General features: G+C 67.1%; 27 protein-coding genes and 1 pseudogene. 10 read left to right on the top strand and 18 right to left on the bottom strand.

Annotated elements, in window-relative coordinates; translation table 11 throughout:
- Window positions 1-183 precede the first annotated feature (183 nt).
- From ABZ345_RS30375 to ABZ345_RS30325, 11 genes are all read right to left on the bottom strand, one after another.
- Entirely contained in the window at window positions 184-2766 is a 2583-nt protein-coding gene (locus tag ABZ345_RS30375; RefSeq protein ID WP_359856037.1) for a fumarate reductase/succinate dehydrogenase flavoprotein subunit, read from the bottom strand.
- A complete protein-coding gene (locus tag ABZ345_RS30370; protein ID WP_359856034.1) occupies window positions 2763-3419 on the bottom strand; it encodes an ABC transporter ATP-binding protein in 657 nt (218 codons plus the stop codon). The genes ABZ345_RS30375 and ABZ345_RS30370 overlap by 4 nt, the downstream gene beginning before the upstream one ends.
- Complete coding sequence (locus tag ABZ345_RS30365; protein ID WP_359856031.1) at window positions 3416-4153, bottom strand: ABC transporter permease; 738 nt, start codon at window positions 4151-4153, stop codon at window positions 3416-3418. Before ABZ345_RS30365 ends, ABZ345_RS30370 begins: the two co-directional genes overlap by 4 nt.
- Window positions 4154-4179: 26 nt before the next feature.
- Window positions 4180-5487 (bottom strand): ABC transporter substrate-binding protein, encoded by a 1308-nt coding sequence (locus ABZ345_RS30360; protein ID WP_359856028.1) that lies wholly within the window; start codon window positions 5485-5487, stop codon window positions 4180-4182.
- 11 nt (window positions 5488-5498) lie between these two features.
- Entirely contained in the window at window positions 5499-5726 is a 228-nt protein-coding gene (locus ABZ345_RS30355) for a ferredoxin family protein (RefSeq protein ID WP_204761638.1), read from the bottom strand.
- A 35-nt stretch (window positions 5727-5761) separates the two neighbouring features.
- A complete protein-coding gene (locus ABZ345_RS30350; protein ID WP_359856024.1) occupies window positions 5762-6496 on the bottom strand; it encodes a GntR family transcriptional regulator in 735 nt (244 codons plus the stop codon).
- A gap of 103 nt (window positions 6497-6599) precedes the next feature.
- The gene (locus tag ABZ345_RS30345; protein ID WP_359856021.1) at window positions 6600-7415 is read right to left on the bottom strand and encodes a metal ABC transporter permease; all 816 of its coding nucleotides are present in this window, start codon (window positions 7413-7415) and stop codon (window positions 6600-6602) included.
- On the bottom strand, window positions 7412-8206 hold the full coding sequence (locus ABZ345_RS30340) for a metal ABC transporter ATP-binding protein (protein WP_359856018.1): 795 nt from the start codon (window positions 8204-8206) through the stop codon (window positions 7412-7414). The genes ABZ345_RS30345 and ABZ345_RS30340 overlap by 4 nt, the downstream gene beginning before the upstream one ends.
- Complete coding sequence (locus tag ABZ345_RS30335; RefSeq protein ID WP_359856015.1) at window positions 8203-9072, bottom strand: zinc ABC transporter substrate-binding protein; 870 nt, start codon at window positions 9070-9072, stop codon at window positions 8203-8205. Before ABZ345_RS30335 ends, ABZ345_RS30340 begins: the two co-directional genes overlap by 4 nt.
- A 98-nt stretch (window positions 9073-9170) precedes the next feature.
- A complete protein-coding gene (gene ugpC, locus ABZ345_RS30330) occupies window positions 9171-10265 on the bottom strand; it encodes a sn-glycerol-3-phosphate ABC transporter ATP-binding protein UgpC (protein ID WP_359856012.1) in 1095 nt (364 codons plus the stop codon).
- Between the two features lie 81 nt (window positions 10266-10346).
- Window positions 10347-11111 carry an NAD(P)H-binding protein gene (locus ABZ345_RS30325; RefSeq protein WP_359856060.1) on the bottom strand — a complete coding sequence of 255 codons (765 nt, stop codon included), beginning with the start codon at window positions 11109-11111 and terminating at the stop codon, window positions 10347-10349.
- Between the two features lie 79 nt (window positions 11112-11190).
- On the opposite strand from ABZ345_RS30325, the gene ABZ345_RS30320 reads away from it, so the two are divergent.
- Window positions 11191-11538: a helix-turn-helix domain-containing protein gene (locus tag ABZ345_RS30320; protein ID WP_359856009.1), complete on the top strand. Its 348-nt coding sequence runs from the start codon at window positions 11191-11193 to the stop codon at window positions 11536-11538.
- Here the strand turns inward: ABZ345_RS30320 and ABZ345_RS30315 are convergent.
- The 3 genes from ABZ345_RS30315 to ABZ345_RS30305 form a co-directional block, all read right to left on the bottom strand.
- The gene (locus tag ABZ345_RS30315; protein WP_359856007.1) at window positions 11535-12431 is read right to left on the bottom strand and encodes a carbohydrate ABC transporter permease; all 897 of its coding nucleotides are present in this window, start codon (window positions 12429-12431) and stop codon (window positions 11535-11537) included. The genes ABZ345_RS30320 and ABZ345_RS30315 overlap by 4 nt on opposite strands.
- Entirely contained in the window at window positions 12431-13309 is an 879-nt protein-coding gene (locus ABZ345_RS30310) for a sugar ABC transporter permease (RefSeq protein WP_359856057.1), read from the bottom strand. Before ABZ345_RS30310 ends, ABZ345_RS30315 begins: the two co-directional genes overlap by 1 nt.
- Window positions 13310-13409: 100 nt before the next feature.
- Window positions 13410-14666, bottom strand: coding sequence for an extracellular solute-binding protein (locus tag ABZ345_RS30305; protein ID WP_359856004.1), 1257 nt, complete (start codon window positions 14664-14666; stop codon window positions 13410-13412).
- A 222-nt stretch (window positions 14667-14888) separates the two neighbouring features.
- On the opposite strand from ABZ345_RS30305, the gene ABZ345_RS30300 reads away from it, so the two are divergent.
- A complete protein-coding gene (locus tag ABZ345_RS30300) occupies window positions 14889-15926 on the top strand; it encodes a LacI family DNA-binding transcriptional regulator (protein WP_359856001.1) in 1038 nt (345 codons plus the stop codon).
- 124 nt (window positions 15927-16050) lie between these two features.
- Entirely contained in the window at window positions 16051-17154 is a 1104-nt protein-coding gene (locus tag ABZ345_RS30295) for a LacI family DNA-binding transcriptional regulator (protein ID WP_359855998.1), read from the top strand.
- Window positions 17155-17157: 3 nt separating this feature from the next.
- On the opposite strand, the gene ABZ345_RS30290 is transcribed toward ABZ345_RS30295, so the two are convergent.
- Window positions 17158-17829: a hypothetical protein gene (locus tag ABZ345_RS30290; RefSeq protein WP_359855995.1), complete on the bottom strand. Its 672-nt coding sequence runs from the start codon at window positions 17827-17829 to the stop codon at window positions 17158-17160.
- Window positions 17830-17983: 154 nt separating this feature from the next.
- Here ABZ345_RS30290 and ABZ345_RS30285 point away from each other — a divergent pair, with 154 nt between their 5' ends.
- From ABZ345_RS30285 to ABZ345_RS30275, 3 genes and pseudogenes are all read left to right on the top strand, one after another.
- Complete coding sequence (locus tag ABZ345_RS30285) at window positions 17984-18496, top strand: carbonic anhydrase (RefSeq protein ID WP_359855993.1); 513 nt, start codon at window positions 17984-17986, stop codon at window positions 18494-18496.
- Window positions 18497-18550: 54 nt separating this feature from the next.
- Window positions 18551-19414: pseudogene (locus ABZ345_RS30280) on the top strand (A/G-specific adenine glycosylase); the annotation flags it as partial.
- 305 nt (window positions 19415-19719) lie between these two features.
- Window positions 19720-20175: a 2'-5' RNA ligase family protein gene (locus ABZ345_RS30275; protein ID WP_359855991.1), complete on the top strand. Its 456-nt coding sequence runs from the start codon at window positions 19720-19722 to the stop codon at window positions 20173-20175.
- Here the strand turns inward: ABZ345_RS30275 and ABZ345_RS30270 are convergent.
- Window positions 20124-20870, bottom strand: a complete 747-nt coding sequence (locus ABZ345_RS30270) for an alpha/beta hydrolase (protein ID WP_359855988.1) — start codon at window positions 20868-20870, stop codon at window positions 20124-20126. The two genes, ABZ345_RS30275 and ABZ345_RS30270, sit on opposite strands and share 52 nt — an antisense overlap.
- A gap of 15 nt (window positions 20871-20885) precedes the next feature.
- Here ABZ345_RS30270 and ABZ345_RS30265 point away from each other — a divergent pair, with 15 nt between their 5' ends.
- Genes ABZ345_RS30265 through ABZ345_RS30255 form a run of 3 tightly spaced genes read left to right on the top strand, consistent with a single transcriptional unit; the run spans window position 20886 to window position 23459 of the window.
- A complete protein-coding gene (locus ABZ345_RS30265; RefSeq protein ID WP_359855985.1) occupies window positions 20886-22340 on the top strand; it encodes a M1 family metallopeptidase in 1455 nt (484 codons plus the stop codon).
- 10 nt (window positions 22341-22350) lie between these two features.
- Complete coding sequence (locus ABZ345_RS30260) at window positions 22351-22662, top strand: antibiotic biosynthesis monooxygenase (RefSeq protein ID WP_359855982.1); 312 nt, start codon at window positions 22351-22353, stop codon at window positions 22660-22662.
- The gene (locus tag ABZ345_RS30255; protein WP_359855979.1) at window positions 22659-23459 is read left to right on the top strand and encodes a Sir2 family NAD-dependent protein deacetylase; all 801 of its coding nucleotides are present in this window, start codon (window positions 22659-22661) and stop codon (window positions 23457-23459) included. The genes ABZ345_RS30260 and ABZ345_RS30255 overlap by 4 nt, the downstream gene beginning before the upstream one ends.
- On the opposite strand, the gene ABZ345_RS30250 is transcribed toward ABZ345_RS30255, so the two are convergent.
- A complete protein-coding gene (locus ABZ345_RS30250) occupies window positions 23431-24405 on the bottom strand; it encodes an endonuclease/exonuclease/phosphatase family protein (protein WP_359855976.1) in 975 nt (324 codons plus the stop codon). The genes ABZ345_RS30255 and ABZ345_RS30250 overlap by 29 nt on opposite strands.
- Before the next feature lie 120 nt (window positions 24406-24525).
- Here ABZ345_RS30250 and ABZ345_RS30245 point away from each other — a divergent pair, with 120 nt between their 5' ends.
- On the top strand, window positions 24526-25158 hold the full coding sequence (locus tag ABZ345_RS30245) for a hypothetical protein (protein ID WP_359855973.1): 633 nt from the start codon (window positions 24526-24528) through the stop codon (window positions 25156-25158).
- Here ABZ345_RS30245 and ABZ345_RS30240 read toward each other — a convergent pair.
- Window positions 25137-25580, bottom strand: coding sequence for a hypothetical protein (locus ABZ345_RS30240; protein WP_359855970.1), 444 nt, complete (start codon window positions 25578-25580; stop codon window positions 25137-25139). The genes ABZ345_RS30245 and ABZ345_RS30240 overlap by 22 nt on opposite strands.
- Window positions 25581-25589: the final 9 nt, after the last annotated feature.

The following is a 25589-nucleotide window of genomic DNA, read 5'->3' as shown; positions in this document are numbered from 1 at the left end:
AGGCGTGCCATCAACCCGCAAGCGGCGCTGGCCGGTCTTTGATCAGATTGGCGGGGTCCGGGGCGGAGCCCCGCGCCCTAAACAGGACACGCCCAACGCAAGGCGACCACCCGCCCGGTCGCGGATCGCACGCAACGTGACCCGCCCAACGCAAGGCGACCACCCACAAAGCCGCGCCCCCAACTACCCCAACGCCATCCGAGCATAAGCCCGAACATCAGCATCAGAATCGTCCAACGCCCTCTTCAACCCCACCAAAACCCCAGCCTCACCCCCAAACCGCCCCAAAGCCCGAACCGCAGCCTTCCGAACGTCCAAATTGGAATCCTCCAACAACCCGACCACCAACTCAGCAGACCCAGCCGCCCAAGCCACCCCAACCCGAACCTCCCAAGCGGGATCCCCCACCAACTCCGAAGCCCGATCACTCAACTCACCAGGCCACCCAACCCGACCCGCAGCCTCCAACGCAGCAGCCCGAACCAACAAATCCGAATCCCGAGTCAGCGCAACCAGAACGTCAACATCACAGATCCCCCGAGCAACCTGAACCCGAACCTCCCGAGAGGAATCCAAAGCGCCCCGAGCCAGCACCGAATCCGCCCGAAGCGCCACCAGCCCTCGAACAGCAGCCAACCGAACCTCAAGGGCCGCATCAGAAAGCCCAGCCGAGTAAACCTCAACCCGACCAAGCTTCAACGCCCACAACACTTCCAACGCCGCAGCCCGAGCCGGCGACTCCTCAAGCACCTGCCGAAGCTCATCCGAAGCCGGCACAACCTCGACCAACTCCCGCAGCCCAGCAGCAGCACCCTCTCGAGTAGAGGGATCCGCCATAGCCCGAACAAGCGCAAACTCGAACCCAGCAGGCACAACCTCGGTCAACACGGACACAGCAGCCCGCCGCACAGTCACATCCGCATCCACCAGGTACGGCTCCAACACCTCCAGCGAAGGCTGCGAGTCCACCAACGCCAACACCTCGAGCACCCGCTCAGACTCCACAACAACGGAGTCAGCAACAGTCTCCGCACCAGCCGAAGCCACCGAAGCGGCGCGCACCCCCAGGTACTCAAAGGCCCCAGCCCGATGCGGCACCCCGTCCACCGGCACGAGATACGGCGACACGGGCCGCTTCAAGAACTCCATCTCCCCAGCAGCGTTCTTGCGCAGGTTCAAATGGTGGAACCACCGCGAATCATCACGCTCGGGCAGATCGACCCGGGAGTGGTAGAGCCCCCACCGAGACTCGTCCCGCATCAACGAGGACGCCGCGGCCATCTCCGCGCAGTCCCGGATGAACGAGACCTCCACACACCGCATCAACTCGTGCGGCGACCGAGCCCCCATCACGGCGATCTCCGCGGACATCCGGTCGAAGGCCTCCAACGCCAACGACAACTTCGTGGCGGTCTTGGGCGGCGCGACGTAGTCGTTCACGAACCGCCGCAGCTTGTACTCGACCTGAGGCTGCGGCGCCCCGTCGGGATACCGGGAATGCCGGTAGATCAACTCGTGCGCCTCGGCCACCTGCTCGGCAGGCAGATCACCCCCGGCAACGAAGTTCGCGGACGCGTGCGCCCCGGCCAGGTCCCCGAAAACGAACGCCCCGATCATGTAGTTGTGCGGCACACAAGCAAGATCCCCGGCCGCGTACAACCCCGGCACGGTCGTCAGACCGTTCTCGTCGACCCACACCCCGGACGCGGAGTGCCCACCACAGAGCCCGATCTCCGAGATGTGCATCTCGATGTCGTGCGTGCGGTAGTCCTTGCCCCGTCCACTGTGGAACGTGCCACGCGAGGGCCGCTCCGTCGAATGGAGAATCCCCTCCAACGCCGCAAGAGACTCTTCCGGCAGGTGCGTCGTCTTCAGGTAGATCGGCCCACGAGCGGAAGCGATCTCCGAGGCCACCTCCGCCATCATTTGCCCGGACCAGTAGTCGCAGTCGACGAACCGCTCCCCCAGCGAGTTCACCTGATACGCACCGAACGGGTTCCCCACGTACGCACAGGCTGGCCCGTTGTAGTCCTTGATCAGCGGGTTGATCTGGAAGCACTCGATCCCCGACAGCTCGGCGCCGGCGTGATAGGCCATCGAGTACCCGTCACCGGCGTTGGTCGGGTTCTCGTAAGTCCCGTACAGATACCCGGAAGCAGGCAGCCCAAGACGTCCAGAGGCCCCGGTGGCCAGCACAACGGCCCCAGCAGAGACCGTCACGAACTCACCGGTGCGGGTGTTGAACCCGGCCGCACCGACAGCACGCCCCTCGGACACCAGCACCCGGACCGGCATCACCCGGTTCTCGATGCGCAGGCGTTCACGCAGCCGGCGCTCCCGCATCACCCGGTACAGGACCTTCTTGACGTCCTTGCCCTCGGGCATCGGCAACACGTACGAGCCGGACCGGTGCACCTGACGGACGTTGTAGTCGCCGAACGAGTCCTTCTCGAACTTCACGCCGTAACGCTCGAGCCGTTGCACCATCTCGAAACCACGCGTGGCGGTCTGCATGACGGTGCGCTGGTTGACGATCCCGTCGTTGGCGCGCGTGATCTCGGCGACGTAGTCCTCCGGCCGGGCCTTGCCGGGGATCACCGCGTTGTTGACGCCGTCCATCCCCATCGCCAAAGCGCCGGAATGCCGCACGTGAGCCTTCTCGAGCAGCAGAACGGACCGGCCCGCCTCGGCCGCAGTGATCGCGGCCATCGACCCCGCCGTGCCGCCGCCGATCACCAGCACGTCGCAGGACATCTCAACAGTCATGCCTTCACCGCCGCGAGAATCGCGTCGCGCTGACGTTCGACCTCACCGGCGCCCAGCACGACCACCCGGTCGCCCAGCAGCACGGCCTCGTCCACGTCGTGCGTGACGAACAGAGTTGTGGTGCCGGCCAGCACCTCGGTCACCAGTTCCTGCATCGACGAGCGCGTCTGGGCGTCCAGCGCACCGAACGGCTCGTCCATCAGCACCACGGACGGCTGCTGAGCCAACGTCCGCGCCAGTTGCACCCGCTGCCGCATGCCACCCGACAGTTCGCGCGGCAGGTAGCCCTCGACACCGGCCAGGCCGACGCGGTCCAGCCAGGACAACGCCCGGGAACGTCGCTCCGAACGTGGAACCCCTTGCAAGGCAAGCGGAAGCTCGACGTTGCGCAGAGCGGTGCGCCACGGCAGCAGGCCGTCGTCCTGGAACACCAGAGCCCTGTCCCGCGACGGCCCGCGAACAGCCACGCCGTCCACGGAGATCGCACCGGAGAACGGAATCAGGCCGGCCACCGCACGCAGCAGCGTCGACTTGCCGCACCCCGATGGCCCGGCGACCACCACGAACTCGCCGGAAGCGACGGACAGGGAGAACTCGCTCAGCACCGCGGACCGGCCGTAGCCGACGGTCAGCGAACGCACGCTCAGGCTCATCTCAGGGCCTCCCGGGGAAGCCACCGCGTCACGCGGCGGCCCAGCAGTTCGACTGCGGCGGACGTCAGGTAGCCGAGCAGGCCGATGGTGACCATGCCGACGATCACGCCGGGGTAGTCGACCACCGTGTAGGCCTGCCAGGTGCGGTAGCCGACGCCGAACTGGCCGGAGATCATCTCGGCCGAGATCACGCAGATCCACGCCACGCCCATGCCGACGGACAGACCGCCGAACACGCCCGGCAGCGTCCCCGGCAGCACCACGCGGAACAGCACCTGCACCCGCGAAGCACCCATCGTGCGGACCGCGTCCTCCCAGATCGTCGGCAACGCGCGCACCGCGTGCCGAGTCGACACCAGGATCGGGAAGAACGCGGCGATGAACGTGATGAACACGATCCCCTGCTCGTCGGTCGGGAACAGCAGGATCGCGATCGGCACCAGCGCGATCGCCGGGATCGGCCGGACCACCTCCAACGGCGGCCGCAGCAGGTCACCCAGCAACGGAAAGCGCGCGATCAGCACCCCGAACGCGATCCCGAGCACGGCGGCCAGCAGGAAGCCGGTCATGATCCGCGCCAGGCTGTTGCCCAGGTCGTGGTAGTACTCGGCGCCACCGACCTGCACCGCGAACCGTTGCGCCACCTCGACGACGGTCGGCAGCTGGTCGAACCGCAGCCACATCCGCGTGTCGGTAGCGGTCAGCACCTGCCACAGCAGCAGGACGACCGCCACCGAGCCGATCCTCAATGCCCAGCGCATCACTTGCCCGCCAAGGAGAGCGCCTGCTCGAACGTCAGCACCTGACCACGGCGGGAAGCAGCCGCCTGGGTCGTGAACGGCAGCAGCTCCGCACCCGACTGAACCCAGAACGCGTGGTCAGCGAACCACCGCGTGCCCGTCTCGGTGTCCGGCACGTACCCGACCCGCAGCTTCTTGCCGCTGGAGTTCGCCAGCTTCAGCAACGCGGTCGGCGAGGCCACGGCCTCAGGAGCGCCACCCTCGAACCACGCCTCGCTCGCAACACGAGGATCACCACCCAAGGACGCCGGGTTCGTGAGGTCATCGGTCGACTCGACGACATCCTTCAACGGCTTGTCGTCGATGAACTTGTCGACGTCGAGCTCGTCGATGTTGCCGATCGACTTGAGGAACGGCACGTCCTCCTTCAACGCCTTGCGCAGCACCGACTTCAGCGACAGGTCGAACGTCGCGATCCCGTTCGGCCCGTTGTAGAGGTACACGACCTCGACGGGCAGCGACGTAGCACGAGCCACAACTTCTGCAGCCTCAAGAGGCTTGGAGTGCAAGAACTTCGTCGCGTCGAGCTGCGCCCGCAGGAACTCCCGCAGCACCTCAGGTTGTTGCTGTGCAAAGGGATTCCGCACCACGGTCCCGTGCAGCGTCGGCAGGTTCAACGCGGCCCCGTCGTACAGCAGCTTGGCCTGGCCGGCGAACACAAGCTGCCCCGGCCACGCCACGAACTGAGCCAAGGCCGCAACGTTCCCGGACTGCAGCGCCGAAGCCCCGACGGACGGCTGCTGGTTCTCGACGGTCACCTTGGTGTCGCCGAGCGCCCGCACCAACGTCCCGTGCCCCGCCGACCCCACGCTCGCGGACACCTTCTGCCCGCCGAGATCAGCCAGCGACCGAGCCGATGAGCTGGGCGGCACCACGACCATGTTCAGCGCACCGCGGGCGTTGTACCCGGTCACCGCGACCATGCGAGTGCCCTCGTCACCCTGCTTCTGCGTGCGCGACCCGTTGATCAGCAACGGGTAGTCCCCCATCGACCCGATGTCGATCTTCCCGGCGATCATCTGCGCGGTGATCGGCGCACCGGTGTCGTAGTCCTGCCAGGTCACCTTGTATGTCTTGCCGGTCTTCTTCCCCAGCGAAGCCAACCGCTGCTCGAAGAACCCCTTGTCCCGTAACAACGTGCCTGCTGTGACGGTGTTGATGGTCTTCGACTGGTACCCGATGACGACCGGAACCTCAGAACCCGAAGCAGCCTCGCCCGTCCCACACGCGGCGAGCAGAAGGATTGACGCAAAGAAAAGTCGCTTCACGATCATTCCTTTCACCGCAGGAGGTAGGGCATGTTGATGGTCACGGCACCCGTTGGGCAGCGAGCGGCGCACGGACCGCAGTACCAGCACTCGTCGACGTGCATGTACGCCTTGCCGGACTCGGGATTGATGGCCAGCGAGTCGAGCGGGCACATGTCAACGCACAGCCGACAGCCGTCGATGCACTTGGATTCGTTGATCGTCACCGGTACGTCGGCACGGTTGTTGACCAGAGCCATGACTCAACTCCAGGAAATGTGGTGGATATGAGGTTTTAGCGACAGATTTCGGCGCGCATGGTGAGTCGATCACCGCGCATGCGAATGAACTCGAGATCGACCGGACGTCCAGAAGCGAAATGACTGAGACGTTCCACGACCATCAGCGCCGCCCCGCGCGGTACCTCCAGCACGGTCGCGGAGTGCAGATCGGCGTTCACGGCTTCCAAAGCGACAGAAGCCGTGCCCAGCCGCTGCCCGGACGTCTGCTCGATCAACGAGAAGATGTCGCGGTGGACGAGATCCTCGGACAGCAACGGCTCGCCGACGTCCAGCGCCAGATACGTCAGGTCCAGCGACAACGGCAGCCCGTTGAGCCGCCGCAACCGCTCGACGTAGACGACAGAGGAGTCGACGGGAAGCTGAAGCCGTTGCGCGACAACCGAAGGCGCCCGGATCACGGTCGCCGCCCGCACGTCGTTGGTGATCTGCCCGTGCTCGTGCAGGGTTTCCGCGAGCCCCATCAGCTGGTTCAGCCCGTGCTCGACCTTGTCCGCCACGACCACGGTGCCGACGCCCGGTACGCGGTCGATGAGGCCTTCCTCGCGCAGCAGTTCCAGCGCCTCACGAATGCTGTTGCGGGACACCGAGAACTCGGCGGCGAGAAAGCGTTCGTCGGGCAGCACGCCGTCGGGAAACGCACGGCGCACCACCTGCTGGCGGATTACGTCGGCGGCCTGTCGCGCCCGGTCGGCGCGCAACCGCCGCTCGGATCGCGGGCTGCTGCTCATGGCCCACAGCATGGACGGATCGCGACGATCAGTTTGTTACCAGCGTGTTACGCCACCTGGTCAGCACATTAAGCAGGCAAAAGAGGACAGCTACGCCAGTCCATCATGTGGAACGGCGCTGAACAGCCCCAATACCTCGGCATACGAGGTATATCACGAAGCTCACCGCCGTGACGAGAGCGGAAACCGGAAGCCCCGGCTGCAGCGACAGAAGAATGCCGCCGACCGCCGCCACTTCGGCGAAAACAACGGAGAGAACGGTCGCGCGAACAGGCGAAGCGGTGAGGCGCATCGCGGCAGCGGCGGGTGTGATCATCAACGCCAGCACGAGCAGCGCGCCGACGACCTGGACCGAAAGCGCGGTCGCGACACCGACCAGCACGGCGAACACGATCGACAGCCCGCGCACCGGAACTCCGCGCGAGATCGCCACATCGGGATCGACCGAGGAGAAGAACAACGGCCGATAGATGAACGCCAGCACCACCAGCACCGCGATCGACGAGACCACCAGCAGTTCCAGGTCCGTCGAGTCGACGCCGACGATCTGCCCGGTCAGCAGCCCGAACTTGTTCTTCGACCGTCCCTTGTAGAGGGACAGCATGAGAATCCCCATACCGAGCCCGAACGCCAGGATCGCGCCGATCACCGAGTCGCGGTCGCTTTCGCGGCGCGACAGCACACCGAGCAGCACCGCGGCGATGATCGACCCGGCCAGCGCGCCGTACCCGACGCTGATGCCGAGCAGCAACGCCGCCGCACCACCGGTGAACGCGAGCTCAGAAGTCCCGTGCACCGCGAACGCCATCTTGCGGGTCACCACGAGCGGCCCGAGCACGCCCGCGACGAGGCCCAGCACGGCAGCCGCGATCAGCGCGGTCTGCACGAAGTCGAGTTCGAGCAGGTCGAGAAAGCTCACGACGCCGCCTCCGAAGCAGCCAGGTGGTGCGTCTGCTCCTCGCACGCGCCCGCGCCGACCACCAGGATCTGGTCGCGCACCCGCACGACCTCGACCGGCGTCCGGTACAGCTCGGACAGCGTCGCCGAGTTCATCACCTCGTCCGGCTTGCCCACCCGGAACCGCCCGCCGACCAGGTACAACACCCGATCCACCAACGGCAGCACGGGGTTCAGCTCGTGCGTCACGAACAACACCGCGGTGTCGGCCTCACGCCGCCGCTTGTCGATCAGCTCGGAGACCACCCGCTGGTTCGCGAGGTCGAGCGACAGCAACGGCTCGTCGCAGAGCATCACGCGTGGGTCGCCCACGAGCGCCTGCGCGACCCGCAACCGTTGCTGCTCACCACCGGACAACTGACCCAACGGCGCGTCGGCGTACCGCGAGGCACCAACGGCGGCGATGGCCTCGTCGACCCGGACGCGCCGCTCACGGCGGTTGCGCAGGCCAAGGCCCCACCGGTAGCCGTCGAGGCCGAGGCCGACGAGGTCGCGGCCGCGCAACGTCATGGACTGCTCGAGCGCTCGCTGCTGCGGGATGTACCCGATGGCGTGGTTGCCGCCCGCGACCGCGACCGTGCCGGACGACAGCTGCTGCAACCCCAGCAGCACCCTCATCAGGCTGGTCTTGCCGGAGCCGTTCGGCCCGAGGACCGCGAGGAACTCACCGGGCTCGACGTCGAGGTCGAGCCCGTCCCACAGCACCCTGTCCCCGTAGGACAGGCGTGCCCCGCGCAGCGAGATCGCGCTCATGCCTTGAGCGCCTGTGAAAGCGCGTCCACCTGCTTGCTCATCCAGTCAAGGTAGCCGGTCACACCCTCCGGCAACGTCTCGGTGACCGCGACGACGGGGATGTTCGCCGTCTTGGCCTTCTCGACGATGCCCTTGGTGACCTGGTTCTCGGTCTGGGTGTTGTCGATCAGCACGTTGACCTGCTTGTTCTCGACCAGCTGGTTCGTCGCGGCGAGCGCGGCGGCCGGCACGTCCGACTCCTCCTCGATCGCCTTGCTGAACGCCTCGGGCGTGACGTCCTCGGCACCGCTCTCGGCGAGCAGGTAGTGGGCGATCGGCTCGGTCGCGACGACCTTGCGGCCCTTGCCGCTGCCGTCGACCTTCTTCTCCAACTCCTCCAGCTTCGCGCTGAAGTTCGCGGTGTTGCTCTCGAACGTCGTCTTCTTGTCCGGCGCGATCGCACCCAGCTCGTTGGCGGCAGCCTCGGCCACCGCACGCACGGTGTGCAGGTCGTACCAGACGTGCTCGTTCTCGTCGTTGGCGTGCTCGCGCAGCGGGAACGCCTCGATCTTCTTCTGATCCTCCGTGGTGATCAGCTTGGGGAAGAAGTCGTCGTAGCCGCCGCCGTTGAACACGACCAGCTTGGCGTCCTTGATCAGCGCGGCGTCCGCGGGCTTGCTCTCGTACGAGTGCGGGTCAGCTGAAGGGTCGTCCAGCAGCGCCTTGACCTCGACAGCGTCGCCACCGACGGCCTTGATCACGCTGCCCCAGACGTTCGTGGAGGTGACGACCTGGATCTTGCCGTTGTCCGCGGACGGCGTGGTCGTGCCACAGGCGGCCAGGCTCACGACGGCGAGAGTGCCGACCAGAGCGTTGCGGAGAGTCATCACGCCGTCCCTCGATCAGGTAATGGAAACCGTTGTCGAGTTCAGTTTAGAGCACGAAAAAGCCCCCGGCGGTCACGCCGGGGGCTGTGACGTGTGACTCACGCCTCCAGGCGTTCGCCCGTCTCGGGGTGGAACAGGTGAATCTCGGTGGTATCGCGGACGGCGACCTTGACGTGCTGGCCCAGGGTCGGCGGCGTGCGGCCGTCGACGCGGACGACGAAGCGCTGCGACGAGTCGCCGATCTTCACGGCGCCGTGCACGAGCGCGTCGGCACCGAGCTCCTCGACCAGCTCGACCGTCATGTCCATGCCCTCGTCACCGGACGGCACGAGCCCGAGCGCCTCGGGCCGGATGCCGAAGGTGACCTCGTCCAGACCACCGGCGGCGTCGAGCGCGGACCGGGACAGCGGCACGATGATGCCGTCGAGCTTCGCGCCCTCGGACGTGATCGGCACGGTCTTGAGGTTCATGGCCGGCGAACCGATGAAGCCCGCGACGAACGCGTTGGCCGGGCGGTCGTACAGCGCGCGAGGCGTGTCGCACTGCTGCAGCAGACCGTCCTTGAGCACCGCGACGCGGTGACCCATCGTCATGGCCTCGACCTGGTCGTGCGTGACGTAGATCGTCGTGGTGCCGAGCCGCTGCTGCAGCGCCGCGATGTTCGCGCGGGTCTCGACGCGGAGCTTGGCGTCCAGGTTGGACAGCGGCTCGTCCATGAGGAACACGGACGGCTCGCGCACGATGGCGCGACCCATCGCGACACGCTGACGCTGACCACCGGAGAGCGCCTTCGGCTTGCGCTCCAGGTACTTCTGCAGGTCGAGCATCTTGGCGGCCTCTTCGACCTTCGCCTTGATCTCGGTCTTGCTGACGCCGCGCAGCTTGAGCGCGAAGCCCATGTTCTCCGCGACCGTCATGTGCGGGTAGAGCGCGTACGACTGGAACACCATCGCGATGTCCCGGCCCTTCGGCGGCACGTTGGTGACGTCCTTGCCACCGATCTGGATGGCGCCCTCGTCGACGTCCTCGAGGCCCGCGAGCATGCGCAGCGCGGTCGACTTGCCGGAACCGGACGGGCCGACCAGCACCAGGAACTCGCCGTCGGACACCTCGAGCGACAGCTCGTCGACCGCGCGAACCGGCGGGTTGCCGGAGAACACGCGTGACGCCTTGACGTAGGACACCTCTGCCATGTGACGCACCTTTCACCGCTTGTCTGGGCGCGACGTTAGGCATTGCAAGCGCTTACGGGAACAGACGTAAGCGCTTACGTTTCAGAAGGCCTCCGCGTTTCGGGCGGCCCAGTCGGCGAAACGGGTCGCCTTCCGCCCGGTCACCTGCTCCACATGGTCGCTGACCTGCTGTTCCTCGGGCGTCGGCGAACCGAGAATGGTCAGCGTCCCGTCCACAACGGGCGGAGGCATGAACTGCGACATCTGCGCACGTGCTTCCTCTTCGGACTGCTCGACGAACGGCAACGAAAGCGCTTTCGCTCGTTCCCGCGGCGTCATCGCCTCCGGACCGGTCAGCACGTACGTCCGTCCCTCGTGCCCGCCCTGAAGCGCCACAGCCGCAACGGCAGCGATGTCCGAAGGGTCGACGAACGGCAGCGCCACGTCCGCGAACGGCGCCGCGGCCACCCCACCGGCCCACGCGTAGGCGTTGGCGAAGAACCCGCTCGGCCGCAGGATCGTCCACTCCAGACTCGACTGCCGCACGACCTGTTCGAAGGACGCCAGCCTCGAGTGCGGCGTCATGCCCGGCCGCGTGCCCGCGCCCTGCGACGACAGCAGCACCACGCGCTGGACACCCGACGACTTCGCCACGTCCAGCACGGAGGCGATGTCCGTGTCCGGTCCGAGCAGATCTCCCGCGAACAAGAGGAAAAGCGCCTCCGCGCCCTCCAGCACCGGCTCCAACGTCTCTGGCCTGGCGAGATCCACCCGCGGCCGCGAGACGCCAACAGCCTTGTCCCCCAACAGTTCCATCAGCGGGCGTCCCACGTTGCCGGTAGCCCCAGTCACCACGATCACGAGCATCTCCTCGGTCATTGCTTCGGTATCCCGAGGAAAGCTAACATCGTGAAGTTAGTAGGTACCTAGAGGAAAGTGACTATCCATGGAGTCGGAGCTGGCCTGTCCGATCGCCCCTGTCGTCGACCTGGTCTTCAGCCGCTGGACGACACCGATCCTGTGGACGCTGAACGAGTACGGCCGTCTGCGGTTCGTGGAGCTGGAGCGCCGCATCGGCACGATCACGCCGAAGGTCCTCACCCAGCGCCTGCGCCAGCTGGAACGGGACGGCCTGATCACCAGGACCTACCACCCGGAGGTTCCTCCACGGGTGGAGTACGAGATCAGCGAGCTGGGGCGCAGTCTCGCGCCGATCTTCCACAACCTCGCCGAGTGGTCGAAGCGCAACCTGGCCGAGGTCGACCAGGCCAGGCTGCGCTACGACGGGAACTAACCCTTGACGGCACCGGACGCGAGGCCCGTCACCAGGAACCGCTGCACCAGGTAGAACACGATCACCGCGGGAATCGCGACCAGGATGGACGCGGCCGCGAGGTGTCCCCACTCGGTCCGGTTCTGCTGCACGAACACCTGCAGCCCCACCGCGAGCGTTTTCGACTCGTCCGCGGCGGACAGGAAGGCCGACGCGAACGCGACCTCACCCCAGGCCGTCAGGAACGCGTAGAACGCCGTCACCGCGAGACCCGGCTTGGCCAGCGGCAGGATCAACCGCCAGAACACGCCGAACGGCGACAGCCCGTCCACGCGGCCGGCCTCGTCGATGTCCGCCGGCACCGTGTCGAAGTAGCCCTTCAACATGTAGGTGCAGAACGGCACCGCGGTTGTGCAGTAGACGAGCACGAGGCCGATCGAGGTTCCGTTGAGCCCCAACGCGATCAGGATGTTGTACAGCGGCACGATGAGCACCGCGAACGGGAACATCTGCACCAGCAGGAACGACATCATCAGCCCGCGCTTGCCGGGGAACCGGAACCGCGACGCCGCGTACCCGGCGGTGGCCGAGATGAAGACGCCGAGCACGGTCGTCATCAGCGCGATCACCACGGAGTTGCCGAACCAGGCGAGGAAGTCGCCCTTCTCCCCGGCCAGGATGCGGGTGTAGTTGTCCAAAGAGGACTCGTTCACCAGCTTGGGCGTCGGCTCGACCGCACGGGCGTCCGGCTTCAGGGACGTCACGAAGACCCAGAAGATCGGGAACACCGAGATGATCGACGCGACGATCAAAGTCGCATGCAGCGCAACGGAAGCACCGGCGGAACGCTGAGTACGGCGCAGACGGCGTTCCGGGGCCTGCACGACCTGGAGAGACGAAGCATCGAGCGTCATCACCACACCTCGCCCTGCTTGCGCAGCGCCCGCCGGTACACCGTGGCGAACACCAACAACACCGAAAGGATCAGCACGCCGTACGTCGACGCGATCGCGTAGTCGCGCGACGCACCGGAGAAGAAGCGCTCGAACGCGTAGGTCACCAGGATCCTGGCGTTCGGGTTCGGTCCCGCCACCAGGTAGATCACCGGGAACATGTTGAACGTCCAGATGATGCCGAGCAGGATCACCGTGGACGACACGGAACGCAGACCGGGCAACGTGACGTGGCGGAAGCGCTGCCACGGCGTGGCGCCGTCCACCTCGGCCGCCTCGTAGAGGTCGCCGGGAATCGACTGCAGGCCACCGAGCAGCGCCACCATCATGAACGGCGTACCCAGCCACACGTTCACGATGATCACCGAGACGAGCGCCCAGTTGTTCTGGCCGAGCCACACCGGATCCGGCAGGCCGAGCGCGCGCAGGATCTGGTTGATGATCCCGTACTGCGCGTTGAACATGTACTTCCACGCGAACGCGCTGATGAACGCGGGCACGGCCCACGGCAGGATCAGCAGCACCCGGTAGAACGAGCGGCCGCGCACCTGCCGGTTGAGCAGCAACGCCAGGCCGAGACCGATCACGTAGTGGAAGAACACGCAGGCGAACGTCCAGATCAGCGTGCGGACCAGCGTGTCCCAGAACGCGCCGAACGACTCACCGCCGGACAGGACGTTCAGGTAGTTCTTGAAGCCCACCACGTCGTAGGACGCGGGCCGGTCCAGGACCGGGTTGGCGATGTTGCCCTCGTTGATGTTCGTGAAGGTGAAGAACACGCCCTGGGCGAGCGGGTAGAGCACCAACACCGCGATGACCACCACGACCGGCAGCACCATCGCATACGCGTACCAGTACCGGTCCAGGAACCGACGCACCGAACTCCTCCGAACCTCAGGCGAACGGCCGGGGCGGAAAACCCCGGCCGTTCAACAGCGATCAGCCGACCGAGTACTCGGGAACGACGGTGTCCTTGTAGGCCTTGGCAACGTCGTCGAGCGCCGCCTTGGCCTCCTTCTTGCCGGCGAGCACGTCGGCGTAGGCGACCTTCAGCGGGTCGAACAGCTGGCCGCCCTCGGGGATCCAGGCCCGCTGGTGCGCGGTCTTGGTGACCGGCTCGAACGCGGAGACGACCTCGTTGGCCTTGACGTCGGCGTTGCTGTAGGCCGACTTGCGGGTCGGCAGCAGGCCCAGGTCCTTGGCGATGGAGGCCTGCGACTCGACCGACGCCATGCACTGGATGAACTTGATCGACGACTGCTTCGCCTTGGTGCCCTGGCGGATCACGTAGTCGTGGCCACCGACGGGCGCGCTGCCCTTACCGGCGGAAGGACCCGGAACCGGCGCGATGCCGAGGTTCGCCTTGTCGGTGAACGCGGTGCCCTTGAGGTAGTCGGCGACCGCCCACGGACCGTTGATCACCATCGCCGCGTCACCGCTGGAGAACGCGGCCTGCATCGTGGTGTACGAGTTGCCGGCGTCGAGCGAGGTGAACGCGGCCTTGGCGTCGAGCAGGCCCTTGGCGGTCTGCAGCGCCTTCACGTTCTTGTCGGAGTTGACCACGATCTTCTTCGCCGAGGCGTCGACCAGGTCACCGCCCTCGCCGTAGATGAACGGCAGCGCGTAGTACGCGTCGTTGTTGAGGAAGAACGACTTCTCGCCGCCCAGCTTGGCGGACGCGGCCTTGAGCTCGTCCCACGTCTTCGGCGGCTCGACACCCGCGTCGGCGAGCTTCTTCTTGTTGTAGAGCAGCGCGAGCGAGTCGGTCACCTGCGGCACCGCGTAGGTCTTGCCCTCGAACTTCGTGGAGCCGAGCGGGGCCTCCAGGAAGTCGGAGGTGTCCTTGGCGAGGTCGGTGTCGGAGATGTCGTTGACGTAGCCCAGCTTGGCGAGCTGCGGCACCCACGCGACCTCGGCGCGGAAGACGTCCGGCCCCTGGCCACCCTGCGCGGCGGTCTTGTAGTTCGCGAGCGCCGTGTCGAACGCCTGCGTCTCCACCTTGACCTTGTAGCCGTCCTTGGTGGCACAGCCCTCCGCGATCTTCTTGAAGACCGGGCTCTCGTTGGGGCCACTGGTGTCCCAGAAGGTCACTTCGCCCGAGTCGGATCCGCTGCTGCTCGATCCACCGCCGCCACAGGCGGTGAGCACAAGGGCGACACCCGTCGCCATGGCGGTCACGAGGGTTGTCCGTCGCATCGTTGCTGCCGTTCCCTCCAGCTGGGCCCCATCTCCCAGTGAGATGAGGGGTCTTGCAAGTTTTTGCGAGAATGTTGCGGGCGATTTCACTACCAGAACCATGGTCAGGTCAAGACGTCGACCGTAACCAAGCCGTAACGGCACCGTCTTGCAAACGCTCGTTGCAAAATTTTTCCGCGCGCGGCAAGCTTGCGCCCAACCGTGCTTGACCAGGGAGGCAACGTGTCCGGACTGTCCGAGATCGCCAGGGCAGCCGGGGTGTCCATCTCGACCGTGAGCCGTGTCCTCAACAGGCGCGCAGGTGTGAACGAGGAGACCCGGCAGCGGGTGCTGTCGGTGCTCGCGGAGATGCCGTACACCCCGCGGGGCCTCGGCGCGCTGCAACGCACCGGCGTGATCGGCCTGCTCGTGCCGGAGCTCTCGAACCCGGTCTTCCCCGCGTTCGCCGAAGCGCTGGAGACGCGAGCCGCCCGCCTCGGCTACTCGTCGTTGCTGTGCAACACCCGCAGCGGCGCACCGATGGGCGAGGAGGAGTACGTCCGGATGCTCCTGGCCCGAGGGGTCGAGGGCATGGTGTTCGTGTCACCGGAGATCACCAACGTCGAGGTGCCGCTCGGTCAGGCGCCCCGGCCGAGCTACTACGCGAAGCTCGTCGCGGACGGCGTCCACATGGTCTTCCTGAACGGTGCCACGCCCGCGCTGGACGTGCCCGACGTGACGGTGGACGAGCAGCTCGCGGGCTACATGGCCACCAAGCACCTGATCGAACTGGGCCACGAGCGCATCGGGTTCGTCTCGGGTCCGGCGCGGTCGTTGCCGTCCCGCTTGAAGCGTGCGGGGTGGGCCGCCGCTCTCGAGGAGAACCACCTGCCGGCGGGTTCGGAGTACGTCGCGCACGGGCCGTTCAGCCCGGAAGGCGGTGGCGTGGCAGTAGGACAGCTGCTCGACACGGTCCGGCCGACCGCGGTGATCTGCTCGTCCGACCACATGGCCTTGGGCGTCATGCGCGGGGCACACCAAAGGGGGATCTCGGTACCGGACGAACTGTCCGTCGTCGGGTTCGACGACATCCCTCTCGCGGCCTACTCTTCGCCCGCTTTGACGACGCTCGCGCAGCCGATCGAGGAGATGGCGGCGGCCGCTATCGACGAGCTCGTGCTCCGCTTGGACCCGGATCGCCGCAGGCAGGGCACCGACAACTACACGCGCGTCTTCCGGCCGCGACTCGTCGCGAGGGAGTCGACGGCCCCTCCGAATTGAGACGCTGAATGGTCTGGACCAACTTCTGAACAAGGCAGATGGGTCAACCAGGGCGGATGCGTCATTTGAGGGACACAGGTCACCCTCGCTTCACGAATTGGTTCTGAACCGTTACGGTCCTTTCATGGCGCGGTCGATGCATGTGCGACGTCCGGCAACGTTGGCCTCTCTGGCCGCTGAGCTGGGCGTTTCCCGGACAACGGTGTCCAACGCCTACAACCGCCCCGACCAGCTCTCCCCAGAGCTGAGGCGGCGGGTGTTGGACACGGCCCGAAGGCTGGGTTACCCCGGCCCGGATCCTGTGGCGCGCTCGTTGCGCACGCGCAAGGCGGGTGCGGTGGGCCTGTTGCTCACCGAGAACCTCTCCTACGCGTTCCGCGACCCGGCCGCGATCGGCTTCCTGGAGGGCCTCGCGCTGGCGTGCGAGGACGCCGGAACCGGTCTGCTGCTCGTCCCGGCCAACCCCGAGCGCGAGGACGTCGCCTCCGTCCACCGCGCCGGCGTCGACGGCTTCGTCGTCTACTCGGTGCCGGACGACGACCCGCACCTCGCCGCGGTGCTGGAGCGCCCGGTCCCCACGGTCGTCTGCGACCAGCCCGACCTCGGCACCGTCGACCGGGTCGGCATCGACGACCGCGGCGCGATGTACGAGCTCGCGAAGCACCTGATCTCGTTGGGGCACCGAAGGGTCGGCGTCGTGTGCATGCGCCTGGCCCGCGACCGCAACGACGGCTTCGTGACCCCGGACCGCCAGCACGCCGCGCACTTCCACGTGCAGCGCAACCGACTGACCGGCCTGGCCGAGGCGTTCAGCGAGGCCGGTGTCGACTGGTCCCAGGTGCCCGTCGTCGAGCGCTTCGACCACAACATGGCTTCCGGTGCGTCCGGGGCGGCTCAGGTGCTCGACCGCGACCCGCAGGTCACCGCGTTGATCTGCACCTCGGACGTGCTGGCGCTCGGCGCGCTGACCGAGGCCGCCCGGCGTGGCCTGCGCGTGCCGCACGACATCACGGTGACCGGGTTCGACGGCATCCGCGCCGGCGAGGAGGCCGGGCTCACCACGGTTCGCCAGCCGGTCCTGGAGAAGGGCCGGGCCGCGGGCAAGCTGCTGCTCGACGCGAGCGAGCGGACCCGGCCGCGGTCGGTCAACCTCGCGACGGAGCTGATCGTCGGCAAGACGTCGGCGGCCCCGCGCGGTGGTGCCGAGGAGCGCTGGTTCGGTCCGTGAGGCCTACCACTCCAGCCTGAACACCACGGGTGAGCTGGCCTTTCCGGCCAGCTTCGCCACCAGCAGGTAGTCGCCGGGCCCGACTCGGGTGTGCGCACCGCAGCCCGGCTTCGAGGTGGAGCCCGCCCACTTCGTGCCGTAGTTGAAGACTTCCTTCGGTTGCATGACGCGCACCTCGGAGCCGACGCTCGCCAGGCAGTGGTTGCTCGACCACAGCAGCGTGGCGCCGTCCGCGGTCATCACGGTGAGCTCGCGGTGCTGGCGACCGATGTCCTTGATGCACGGCGCCTGACCGTTGTTGACCACGTCCATCGACAGTTCCGGCAGGTCACCGATGGTGTAGAAGGGCTTGTTCGCCTTCGCCACGACCGCGATCACGTCGTCCCCGCAGGGCTGCGGCGGTCCGGGAGGCGGAGGCGGCGGCGTGGTCTCGGTCGGGGACGGTGGCGGAGTCGTCGAGGACGACGAGGCGACCGGTGACTCGGACATGCTCGGCGGCGGGTTCGAGGACGACGCCGCGGCCGCGTTCGCCGATTTGGCCGGTTCGTCCTCTTTGGAGCTGAACAGGCCGACGATCCAGATCACGAGCAGGAGTGTGACCAGCGCGGCACCGATCGCGGCGAGGCGGCGGCGCCAGTACACCGTGGACGGCAACGGTCCTGTGGGCTCGATCACGGCCCGAACGTAGCTCGACCAGGTGGAATCGAGCGGTAGGCGAGCATCGCTCGATCGGTTGAACGTGACATTGAGCGGAAACCCCTTGTGAACGGGCGCTAACACCGGTTCCAATCGACGACGCGAGGTCCGCCGGTAGGCCATGGAGGGTGTCATGACCGCGATCGACGAACTGCTCAAGCGGAACTACGAGCTCGGGAACGTGGTTCCTGGAGACCGTTCATCCGCGAAGCCGTCCCTGCAGGTAGCAATCCTGACCTGCATGGACTCGCGCATCCGGGTGTTCGAGATCTTCGGGTTGAAGCAGGGTGAGGCGCACGTGCTGCGCAACGCGGGTGGAGTCGTCACCGACGACGCGATCCGCTCGCTGGCGCTGAGCCAGCGCAAGCTCGGCACGCGTGAGGTGCTGCTGGTGCACCACACGAACTGCGGCCTCGAGATGGTGACCGAGGACGACTTCAAGGACGAGCTGGAGACCGAGACCGGTCTGCGGCCGACCTGGGCCGTCGAGGCGTTCAAGGTGGTCGAGCAGAGCGTGCGCGGCTCCATGGCCCGTCTTCGCCGCAGCCCGTTCATCCCGCACACCGACAAGATCCGCGGGTTCGTCTACGACGTGCACACCGGCGAACTGCGCGAGGTGGACGCCGTAGGTACCGCAGCCGCCTGATTTCCGCGCTGAGCGCACGACGGCTCCTCGCGTGCGTTTGCGAGAATGCGGGCGATGAATCACGAGTTGCTGCTGGGCTGGTGGGACACCGCCGCGCGCGATCTGCCGTGGCGCCGTCCCACCTGCACCGCTTGGGGCGTGCTGGTCAGCGAGATCATGCTGCAGCAGACACCGGTTTCCCGCGTCGAACCGATCTGGCACGAGTGGCTGGCGCGCTGGCCCGTGCCTTCGGCGATGGCTGCCGCGTCGCAGGGTGAAGTGCTGCGGATGTGGGGCAAGCTCGGCTATCCCCGCCGTGCTCTGCGGTTGCACGAGGCGGCCACGGCCATTGCCCGCGATCACGGTGACGTCGTGCCGTCGGACGTGACGGTGCTGGAGTCTTTGCCGGGCATCGGCAGCTACACGGCTCGTGCTGTGGCCACGTTCGCGTATGGGCAGAAGTGCGCCGTCGTCGACACGAACGTCCGACGGGTTGTGGCGCGTGCTGTGCATGGAGCTGGGGATGCCGGTCCGCCGTCGACCAAGCGTGATCTGCGGGACGTCGAGGCGATTCTGCCCGAGGCTCAGGCCGACGCTGCCGTGTTCTCGGCGGCGTTGATGGAGCTCGGTGCGTTGATCTGCACGGCCAAGAACCAGAAGTGCGCCGACTGCCCGTTGTTCGACGTGTGCGCGTGGCAGCTCGCTGGACGTCCTGTCTATGCGGGGCCGGAGAAGAAGATCCAGAAGTTCGCTGGGACCGATCGGCAGGTGCGGGGCAAGTTGCTCGACGTGCTGCGTGGTGCGCCCGGTCCCGTGCCCAAGGCGCAGCTCGACATCGTGTGGAACGACGTGACCCAGCGCGAGAAGTGCCTTGTCTCCTTGTTGACTGATGGACTTGTTGAACAATCCCACGACGGCCTGTTCCACCTGCCTGGCGAGGGGATTGTTGAACAATCCGACACCGAGATCGTTCAACAATCCAACAATGGCATCGTTGAACAATCCGACAGCGCGATTGCTCAACAATCCAACGTCGGGATCGTTCAACAATTCGGCGCTGCCACGGTCCAACAGTCCGACGCTGCCATCGCCCAACAGTCCGGCGCTGCCATCGTTCAACGATCCGACACCGCGATTGTTCAACGATCCGACGCTGGGATCGTTCAACGATCCAACAAGGGGACAAGCTGATGCACGCCCTGGTCGCCTTCTTCGACAGCGAGGCGGATCGTAAGATCGTAGGATTGTTGAACGATCTTGGTGTTGAACAATCCTACGCACCTCACCTGACCTACGCCGCCGCGAGCACCATCGGCCCCAAGGTCCGCAACGAGCTGCGCGAGGACCTCGAACGGCTGTGGATGCCGGACCTGTGGCTGCACACACTGGGCACGTTCTCGACCACCGACAACGTGCTGATGCTCGCCGCCGTCGTCGACACCGAGCTCCTCGCCGTCCACTCGGCGATCCACGACGTGCTCGCCGGCAAGGTCAAGAACCCGAGCGCCTACTACCTGCCGGGCAACTGGATCCCCCACTGCACGCTCGCCCAGGGCCTGGACGACGAGGCGACCAGGGCGGCGTTCACCAAGGTGTTCCCGGTCGAGCCGATCCGCGCGAAGGTCCGCGAGGTGTCGATCGTCGACACTCAGACCGGCGAGATCGACGTGCTCAAGAAGGCCTCCACGGCCCCGCGGTAGACCCACGGCGCGGTGGCGTGCACGACGTGGCCCGCCTCCGGCACGTACAGGTACCGGCCGTTCGAGCGGCGGGCGGCCTCTTCCATCTGGTCAGGCTGCTGACCGCCCTGACCTGCCTCGATGACCAGTGACGGGCACCGGACCCGGTCGATGAGGTCCCAGTACGCCCGCGTGCCCCACTCGGCGGCGATCTCGTAGAGGTCGTCCATCGAGGCGATCAGGTGCCAGCCGTCCTCGCGTTCCTCGAAGTACTCGGCGAACACCGCCGCGCCGAAGTACGAGGTCACGTGCGCGACCGACTGGAACGGCACCGGCCACGCGTCGAAGAGCCACCTCCACTCGTCGACCGTCTTTCCCCGGTTGTCCGGCGCGAAGTCCTCGACCACAATCGCCCGGACCAGGTCAGGACGGGTCGCCGCGAGGCACCACGCGTGCAGCCCGCCCATGGAGTGCCCGATCACCACGGCGGGCCCGAGGCCGAGGTCCTCGATGGCGGCAGCGGCGTCGGCGACGAAGTCCTCGGTGCGGAACGGTCCCCGCTGCGGATTTCGGCCGTGCCCGCGTTGGTCGATGCCGACGACACGGCCGAACGGTGTGAGCCACTGCGCGACCGGCCACCACGCGGTGGCCCTGCTCATCAGGCCGTGCAGGAGCAGTACGCCTTGACCCGTTCCGCCGAACTCGACCACCGACACAGGGATGATTAACGCATGAAGGCCCGTCCGTACCTGATCGCCCTGGTCTTGGTCGTGTTCGTCGCCGGCCTGCTCGTCGTGTTCCGCACGCCGGGCGGTGACCCGGCCAAGCAGCAGCGGCAGGAGACGTCACCTCAGGCGGCGGTGGAGGCCGGTGCGGGGGCGGGCGACGCGTACTACCCGACGGACGGCAACAGCGGCTACGACGTGACGCTCTACGACCTGGCGATCACCTACGACCCAGGCCCGAAGAAGCTGGACGGCGTCGCCAAGATCACCGCTTCCGCCACGGACGACCTCTCGCGGTTCAACCTGGACCTGGAGGGCCTGAAGGTCAGCGCGGTCGAGGTCGGCGGGAAGCCCGCGAAGTTCGCGCAGGAGGGCGACCACGAGCTGGTGATCACGCCTTCCGCGCCGCTCGCGAAGGGCAAGCCGTTCACCACGGTCGTCACCTACGGCGGAAATCCCACGACGATCAACGACGCGTCTCTGGGGCGCAGCGGCTGGCAGATCTCGTCGACCGGCGGTGCCTTCGCCGCGGGTGAGCCGCACTCCGCGACGACGTGGTTCCCGGCCAACGACACCCCGCGCGACAAGGCCGCCCTGAAGATCGCGGCCCGAGTGCCAGACGGCTGGTCGGCGGTGTCCAACGGGCTGGAGGGTCCGGTGACGCGCGACGGCGGCTGGACGACGTTCAACTGGTCGGAGGAGACGCCGCTCGCGACCTACCTGGCGACGGTGGCGATCGACAAGTTCGAGATCGTGCGCGGGAGGCTGCCGAGCGGGGCACCCGTGCTGGACGCCTACGCGCCCGGCACGTCGGCGCAGAAGAAGCCGCTCCAAGCTCGGTTACCCGAGATCCTGACGTACTTGGAGACGAAGTTCGGCCCGTACCCGCAGCGCGCGGCCGGCAGCATCTGGGTGGCCGACCAGATCGGGTTCTCGCTGGAGACCCAGACGCGACCGATCTACGCGTCGTGGGCGGACCTCGAGACCGTGGTGCACGAGAACGCGCACCAGTGGTTCGGCGACTCGGTGACGATCTCGAACTGGGCGGACATCTGCCTGAACGAGTGTCTCGCCTCCTACTCGCAGTGGCTGTGGCTGGAGAAGGACGGCACGAACCTCGACGAGCGCTACCGCGGCCGCATCGACGAGCTGCGCGGCCGCACCTCGTTCTGGGCGCCGAAGCTCTACGACATGGGCAAGGGCAACGAGTTCCGGGGCGTCTACGACAAGGGCATCATCGCGATGCACGCGCTGCGCAAGCAGGTCGGTGACGACGTGTTCTTCAAGGCCCTGCAGTCGTGGACCGCGACTCATCGCAACGGCAACGCGTCCTGGCCGGAGTTCGAGAACCACTTCAAGCAGGCCTCCGGACAGCAGCTGGACGGGTTCTTCGCGGCGTGGTTCCGCGGATCGGGCATTCCGGAAGATCAGTACCTGCTGCCTGTCGGGGTTCGTCGCTAGGCTGGGTCATATGGCAGTCGTGAAGATCAATGCGATCAAGGTCCCCGAGGGCGCCGGCCCCGAGTTGGAGAAGCGCTTCGGCGCCCGCCTCGGCGCGGTCGACGGTCAGCCGGGCTTCCTCGGCTTCGAACTCCTGCGTCCCGTCGCGGGCGAGGACCGCTACTTCGTCGTGACGCACTGGGAGACCCACGAGGACTTCGTGGCGTGGCGCGACGGCCAGGCAGGCGCGGCCGCGCACTCCGGTGAGCGCGCGAAGCCGGTGTCGACCGGGGCCGACCTGCTGGAGTTCGAGGTCGTGCTGGGGAGCAAGCCCCAGCAGTGACGCTCGACTCCTCCTACGACCAGGCCGCTGAGCTGATCGCCGGCGCGGACGCGGTGCTCGTCTGCGCCGGCGCGGGCATCGGGGTCGACTCGGGGCTACCGGACTTCCGCGGCACCGAGGGCTTCTGGCGGGCCTATCCGCCGTATGAGCGCCTCGGGCTGAAGTTCGAGGAGATCGCCGACCCCGTGCACTTCGTCGACGATCCCGAGCTGGCGTGGGGTTTCTACGGCCACCGGCTCGGCCTGTACCGCGCGACCGTGCCGCACGAGGGTTTCTCGATCCTGCGGTCGTGGGGTGCGCGCGTCTTCACGTCCAATGTGGACGGCCAGTTCCAGAAGGCGGGCTTCACCGGCGTCGCCGAGGTCCACGGTTCGATCCACCACGTCCAGTGCGTGGAGCCGTGCACCGACGAGATCTGGGAGTGCTCGTTCGACGTCGAGGTCGATCCGGACTCCATGCGTGCGGTGGGGCCGTTGCCGTCGTGCCCGTCGTGCGGCGGGCTGGCGCGGCCCAACATCCTGATGTTCGGCGACTGGGGCTGGGTGCCGCACCGCAGCCAGGCGCAGCTCGACGAGCTGACGTCGTGGCGGCGTTCCGCGCAGAACCTGGTCGTGATCGAGATCGGTGCCGGTACCGCGGTGCCGACCGTGCGGCGTCAGGCCGAGCTCGCGTCGGCTGCCTCAGGTTCGTTGATCCGGATCAACGTCCGGGAGCCCCAGGTCCGCCACGGCCGGGGCGTCTCGCTGCCCGTCGGGGCTCTGGAAGCGCTCAGAACTTTGGCACGACGAACTGCGTGACGACGGCCCGGTGATCACTGCCGGGCACGTCGAACACGTCCAGCGTGTCGACCGGGCAGCGCGTGTCCACCAGCACGTGGTCGATGGTGACCGGCGGCGGCCAGATCCCGCTCTTGCTCGGCCAGGTGTGGATCAGCCCCTTGCCGACCTGGTCGGCGGCGTCCACGTAGCCCTTGTTCAGCAACCTCGTGATGCCGACGTGGTCGAGCGTGGCGTTGAAGTCGCCCGCGAGAATCCTGATCGTGCCGGTGGAGTCCGGGCTGGGCAGTCCGGCCAGTTCACGTTGCCATGCCTCCGGGCCTTCCGGCACGACCGGCGGCAACGGGTGCACCGAGACGACCTCGATGTCCTTGCCCGGCAGGTCGACCAGCGCGCCCGCCTGCTGCAACGTGCCCGGCGGCGTGAGGTCCCGGCGCGTGAGCGGGTACTTCGAGGCGATGCCGCTGCCAGAGCCGCCCGGTTCGGCCAGGAAGACCCGGCTGGGCAGCACCTGGTCGAGGCCGGCCCGTTCGAGGTCGCGCACCATCTCGGGCGACAGCTCCTGCATGGTCAGGACGTCGACGTTGCGGGCCTTGACCTCACGCACGATCGCCTCGGCGTCCGCCATGCCGACGAGCAGGTTCGCGGTCATCAGCCTGACCGGCTGCCCCACGCCGTTCGGCCGCGAGTCCGGGAACGCGCGCGGCGCCACGTTCGCCACCAGCACGATCGCCACCAGGGTCATCGTCAGCCCGATGATCCACCTCTTGCGCAAGAGCGCGAACAGCCCGATGAGCAGCCCCGCGACCGTGATGTACGGGATCAGCGAGGTCGCGGCGATCATGTACCGGTTGCCGTCGATGCCGAGCACTCTGACCATGGCCGCGGCCACGAACAGAATCGCGCAGACGACCAGCAAGAACGTGGCGAAACCGTTCTTCTGCGGCTTCACCTCGGTGGTGACCACGTCGTGCAGTGTCGCCGAGTGCGCGTCAGTCTCCGGTGTGGTCCCCACAGTCAAAGGACGGTCGGCGGCGGGGTTCCGTTGCGTTCAGAAATTGTCAGACCCCTCCGTCATGCTGATCCCATGGGAGCCAAAGACTGGATGCTCTTCTACGCATCCGACGACGTCAGCAAGGTCCTGCGGTCGTCGCCGAAGATCGACCGCGAGGCCACCTCCGCTCTGGTCGAGCGGCTCTACCCGTCGCACGACATCCGCCCGATCGCCGACGGGTCCCTGTACAGCGCCAACCCACCGGACGGCGAGGTCTACGCCGGCGTCTTCCCGGGCCTCTCGATCGTCTGCACCTGGGAGGCGGCCAACGACGCCCCGACCGACCTGGATCCTCGCTTCGTCCGCGAGGCCGCCGGCCGAACGCTGTACCTGCACGCCATGCACAGCGTCGTCGACTTCTTCGCCTACGCGATCTGGTCGCCCGACGGCAGCGTGCGCCGCGCGTACAGCCTCTCCCCCGACAGCGGCGTGATCGAGGACGTCGGCACGCCCCTGCCGTTCGAGGAGAAGTACCTGGCGGGCGACCGGGAGTTCCTCGAGAGCCTCGACGAGGACGACGAGTACCCGTTCCGCTTCCACCCGCTCGACCTGGCGGAGGCGGCGCTGCGCTCGTTGTTCGGCTTCAGCTACGAGGGCGTCTACGAGGACGACGACCCGGATCTGGACTCGATCGTGCTGGCGGGCTATGCCGTGACGCCGCGCTGACTGCCAGGAACTCGGTCGAGCAGCCCGGTGATCGAGTCGACGGTCTGCAGCACCACCCTGGGGAGAATCGGCCCCTCCAGAGTGGTGTAGGCGATTCCTGACTCAAAGGTCAGGTTGCGCAGCTGCATCTCGGCCAGCAGCAGTTCGAGGAACTGGTGGTTCAGCACCACGGCTGCTTCGGCGAGGTCGCTGGTGAAGGCGACGAACGCGTGGTCGACGGAGGCCGGCAGCTTCAGCTCCATCCACAGCGGATCTTCGTGACGAGCGACGGTGGCCGGCATCTCGCCGGCCCAGTTCCGCTCCTGCGCGGCCGAGCCGGAGTGCATGCGCCGGACGATCTTCAGCGGCACCAGGTCCGCCGTGGCCACCTCGACCCTGACCTCCTGGGCCGTTCTGGTGCCGGTGGAAGTCGCCTTCTCCATCGACGCCTC

Origin of the sequence: Lentzea sp. NPDC005914, assembly GCF_040629405.1 — a bacterium.
In the GTDB taxonomy this organism is placed as follows: Bacteria; Actinomycetota; Actinomycetes; order Mycobacteriales; family Pseudonocardiaceae; genus Lentzea.
The sequence above is the reverse complement of the archived record's forward strand: the minus strand, read 5'-3'. Positions and strand labels throughout refer to the sequence as shown.

What these genes read in the sequence shown, in the direction of transcription:
- ABZ345_RS30375 (WP_359856037.1), bottom strand. Translation starts at nt 2,766, where the DNA reads ATGACTGTTGAGATGTCCTGCGACGTGCTGGTGATCGGCGGCGGCACG.
- ABZ345_RS30370 (WP_359856034.1), bottom strand. Translation starts at nt 3,419, where the DNA reads ATGAGCCTGAGCGTGCGTTCGCTGACCGTCGGCTACGGCCGGTCCGCG.
- ABZ345_RS30355 (WP_204761638.1), bottom strand. Translation starts at nt 5,726, where the DNA reads ATGGCTCTGGTCAACAACCGTGCCGACGTACCGGTGACGATCAACGAA.
- ABZ345_RS30350 (WP_359856024.1), bottom strand. Translation starts at nt 6,496, where the DNA reads ATGAGCAGCAGCCCGCGATCCGAGCGGCGGTTGCGCGCCGACCGGGCG.
- ABZ345_RS30340 (WP_359856018.1), bottom strand. Translation starts at nt 8,206, where the DNA reads ATGAGCGCGATCTCGCTGCGCGGGGCACGCCTGTCCTACGGGGACAGG.
- ABZ345_RS30335 (WP_359856015.1), bottom strand. Translation starts at nt 9,072, where the DNA reads ATGACTCTCCGCAACGCTCTGGTCGGCACTCTCGCCGTCGTGAGCCTG.
- ugpC (WP_359856012.1), bottom strand. Translation starts at nt 10,265, where the DNA reads ATGGCAGAGGTGTCCTACGTCAAGGCGTCACGCGTGTTCTCCGGCAAC.
- ABZ345_RS30325 (WP_359856060.1), bottom strand. Translation starts at nt 11,111, where the DNA reads ATGCTCGTGATCGTGGTGACTGGGGCTACCGGCAACGTGGGACGCCCG.
- ABZ345_RS30320 (WP_359856009.1), top strand. Translation starts at nt 11,191, where the DNA reads ATGGAGTCGGAGCTGGCCTGTCCGATCGCCCCTGTCGTCGACCTGGTC.
- ABZ345_RS30315 (WP_359856007.1), bottom strand. Translation starts at nt 12,431, where the DNA reads ATGACGCTCGATGCTTCGTCTCTCCAGGTCGTGCAGGCCCCGGAACGC.
- ABZ345_RS30310 (WP_359856057.1), bottom strand. Translation starts at nt 13,309, where the DNA reads ATGGTGCTGCCGGTCGTGGTGGTCATCGCGGTGTTGGTGCTCTACCCG.
- ABZ345_RS30305 (WP_359856004.1), bottom strand. Translation starts at nt 14,666, where the DNA reads ATGCGACGGACAACCCTCGTGACCGCCATGGCGACGGGTGTCGCCCTT.
- ABZ345_RS30295 (WP_359855998.1), top strand. Translation starts at nt 16,051, where the DNA reads ATGGCGCGGTCGATGCATGTGCGACGTCCGGCAACGTTGGCCTCTCTG.
- ABZ345_RS30285 (WP_359855993.1), top strand. Translation starts at nt 17,984, where the DNA reads ATGACCGCGATCGACGAACTGCTCAAGCGGAACTACGAGCTCGGGAAC.
- ABZ345_RS30265 (WP_359855985.1), top strand. Translation starts at nt 20,886, where the DNA reads ATGAAGGCCCGTCCGTACCTGATCGCCCTGGTCTTGGTCGTGTTCGTC.
- ABZ345_RS30260 (WP_359855982.1), top strand. Translation starts at nt 22,351, where the DNA reads ATGGCAGTCGTGAAGATCAATGCGATCAAGGTCCCCGAGGGCGCCGGC.
- ABZ345_RS30245 (WP_359855973.1), top strand. Translation starts at nt 24,526, where the DNA reads ATGGGAGCCAAAGACTGGATGCTCTTCTACGCATCCGACGACGTCAGC.
- ABZ345_RS30240 (WP_359855970.1), bottom strand. Translation starts at nt 25,580, where the DNA reads ATGGAGAAGGCGACTTCCACCGGCACCAGAACGGCCCAGGAGGTCAGG.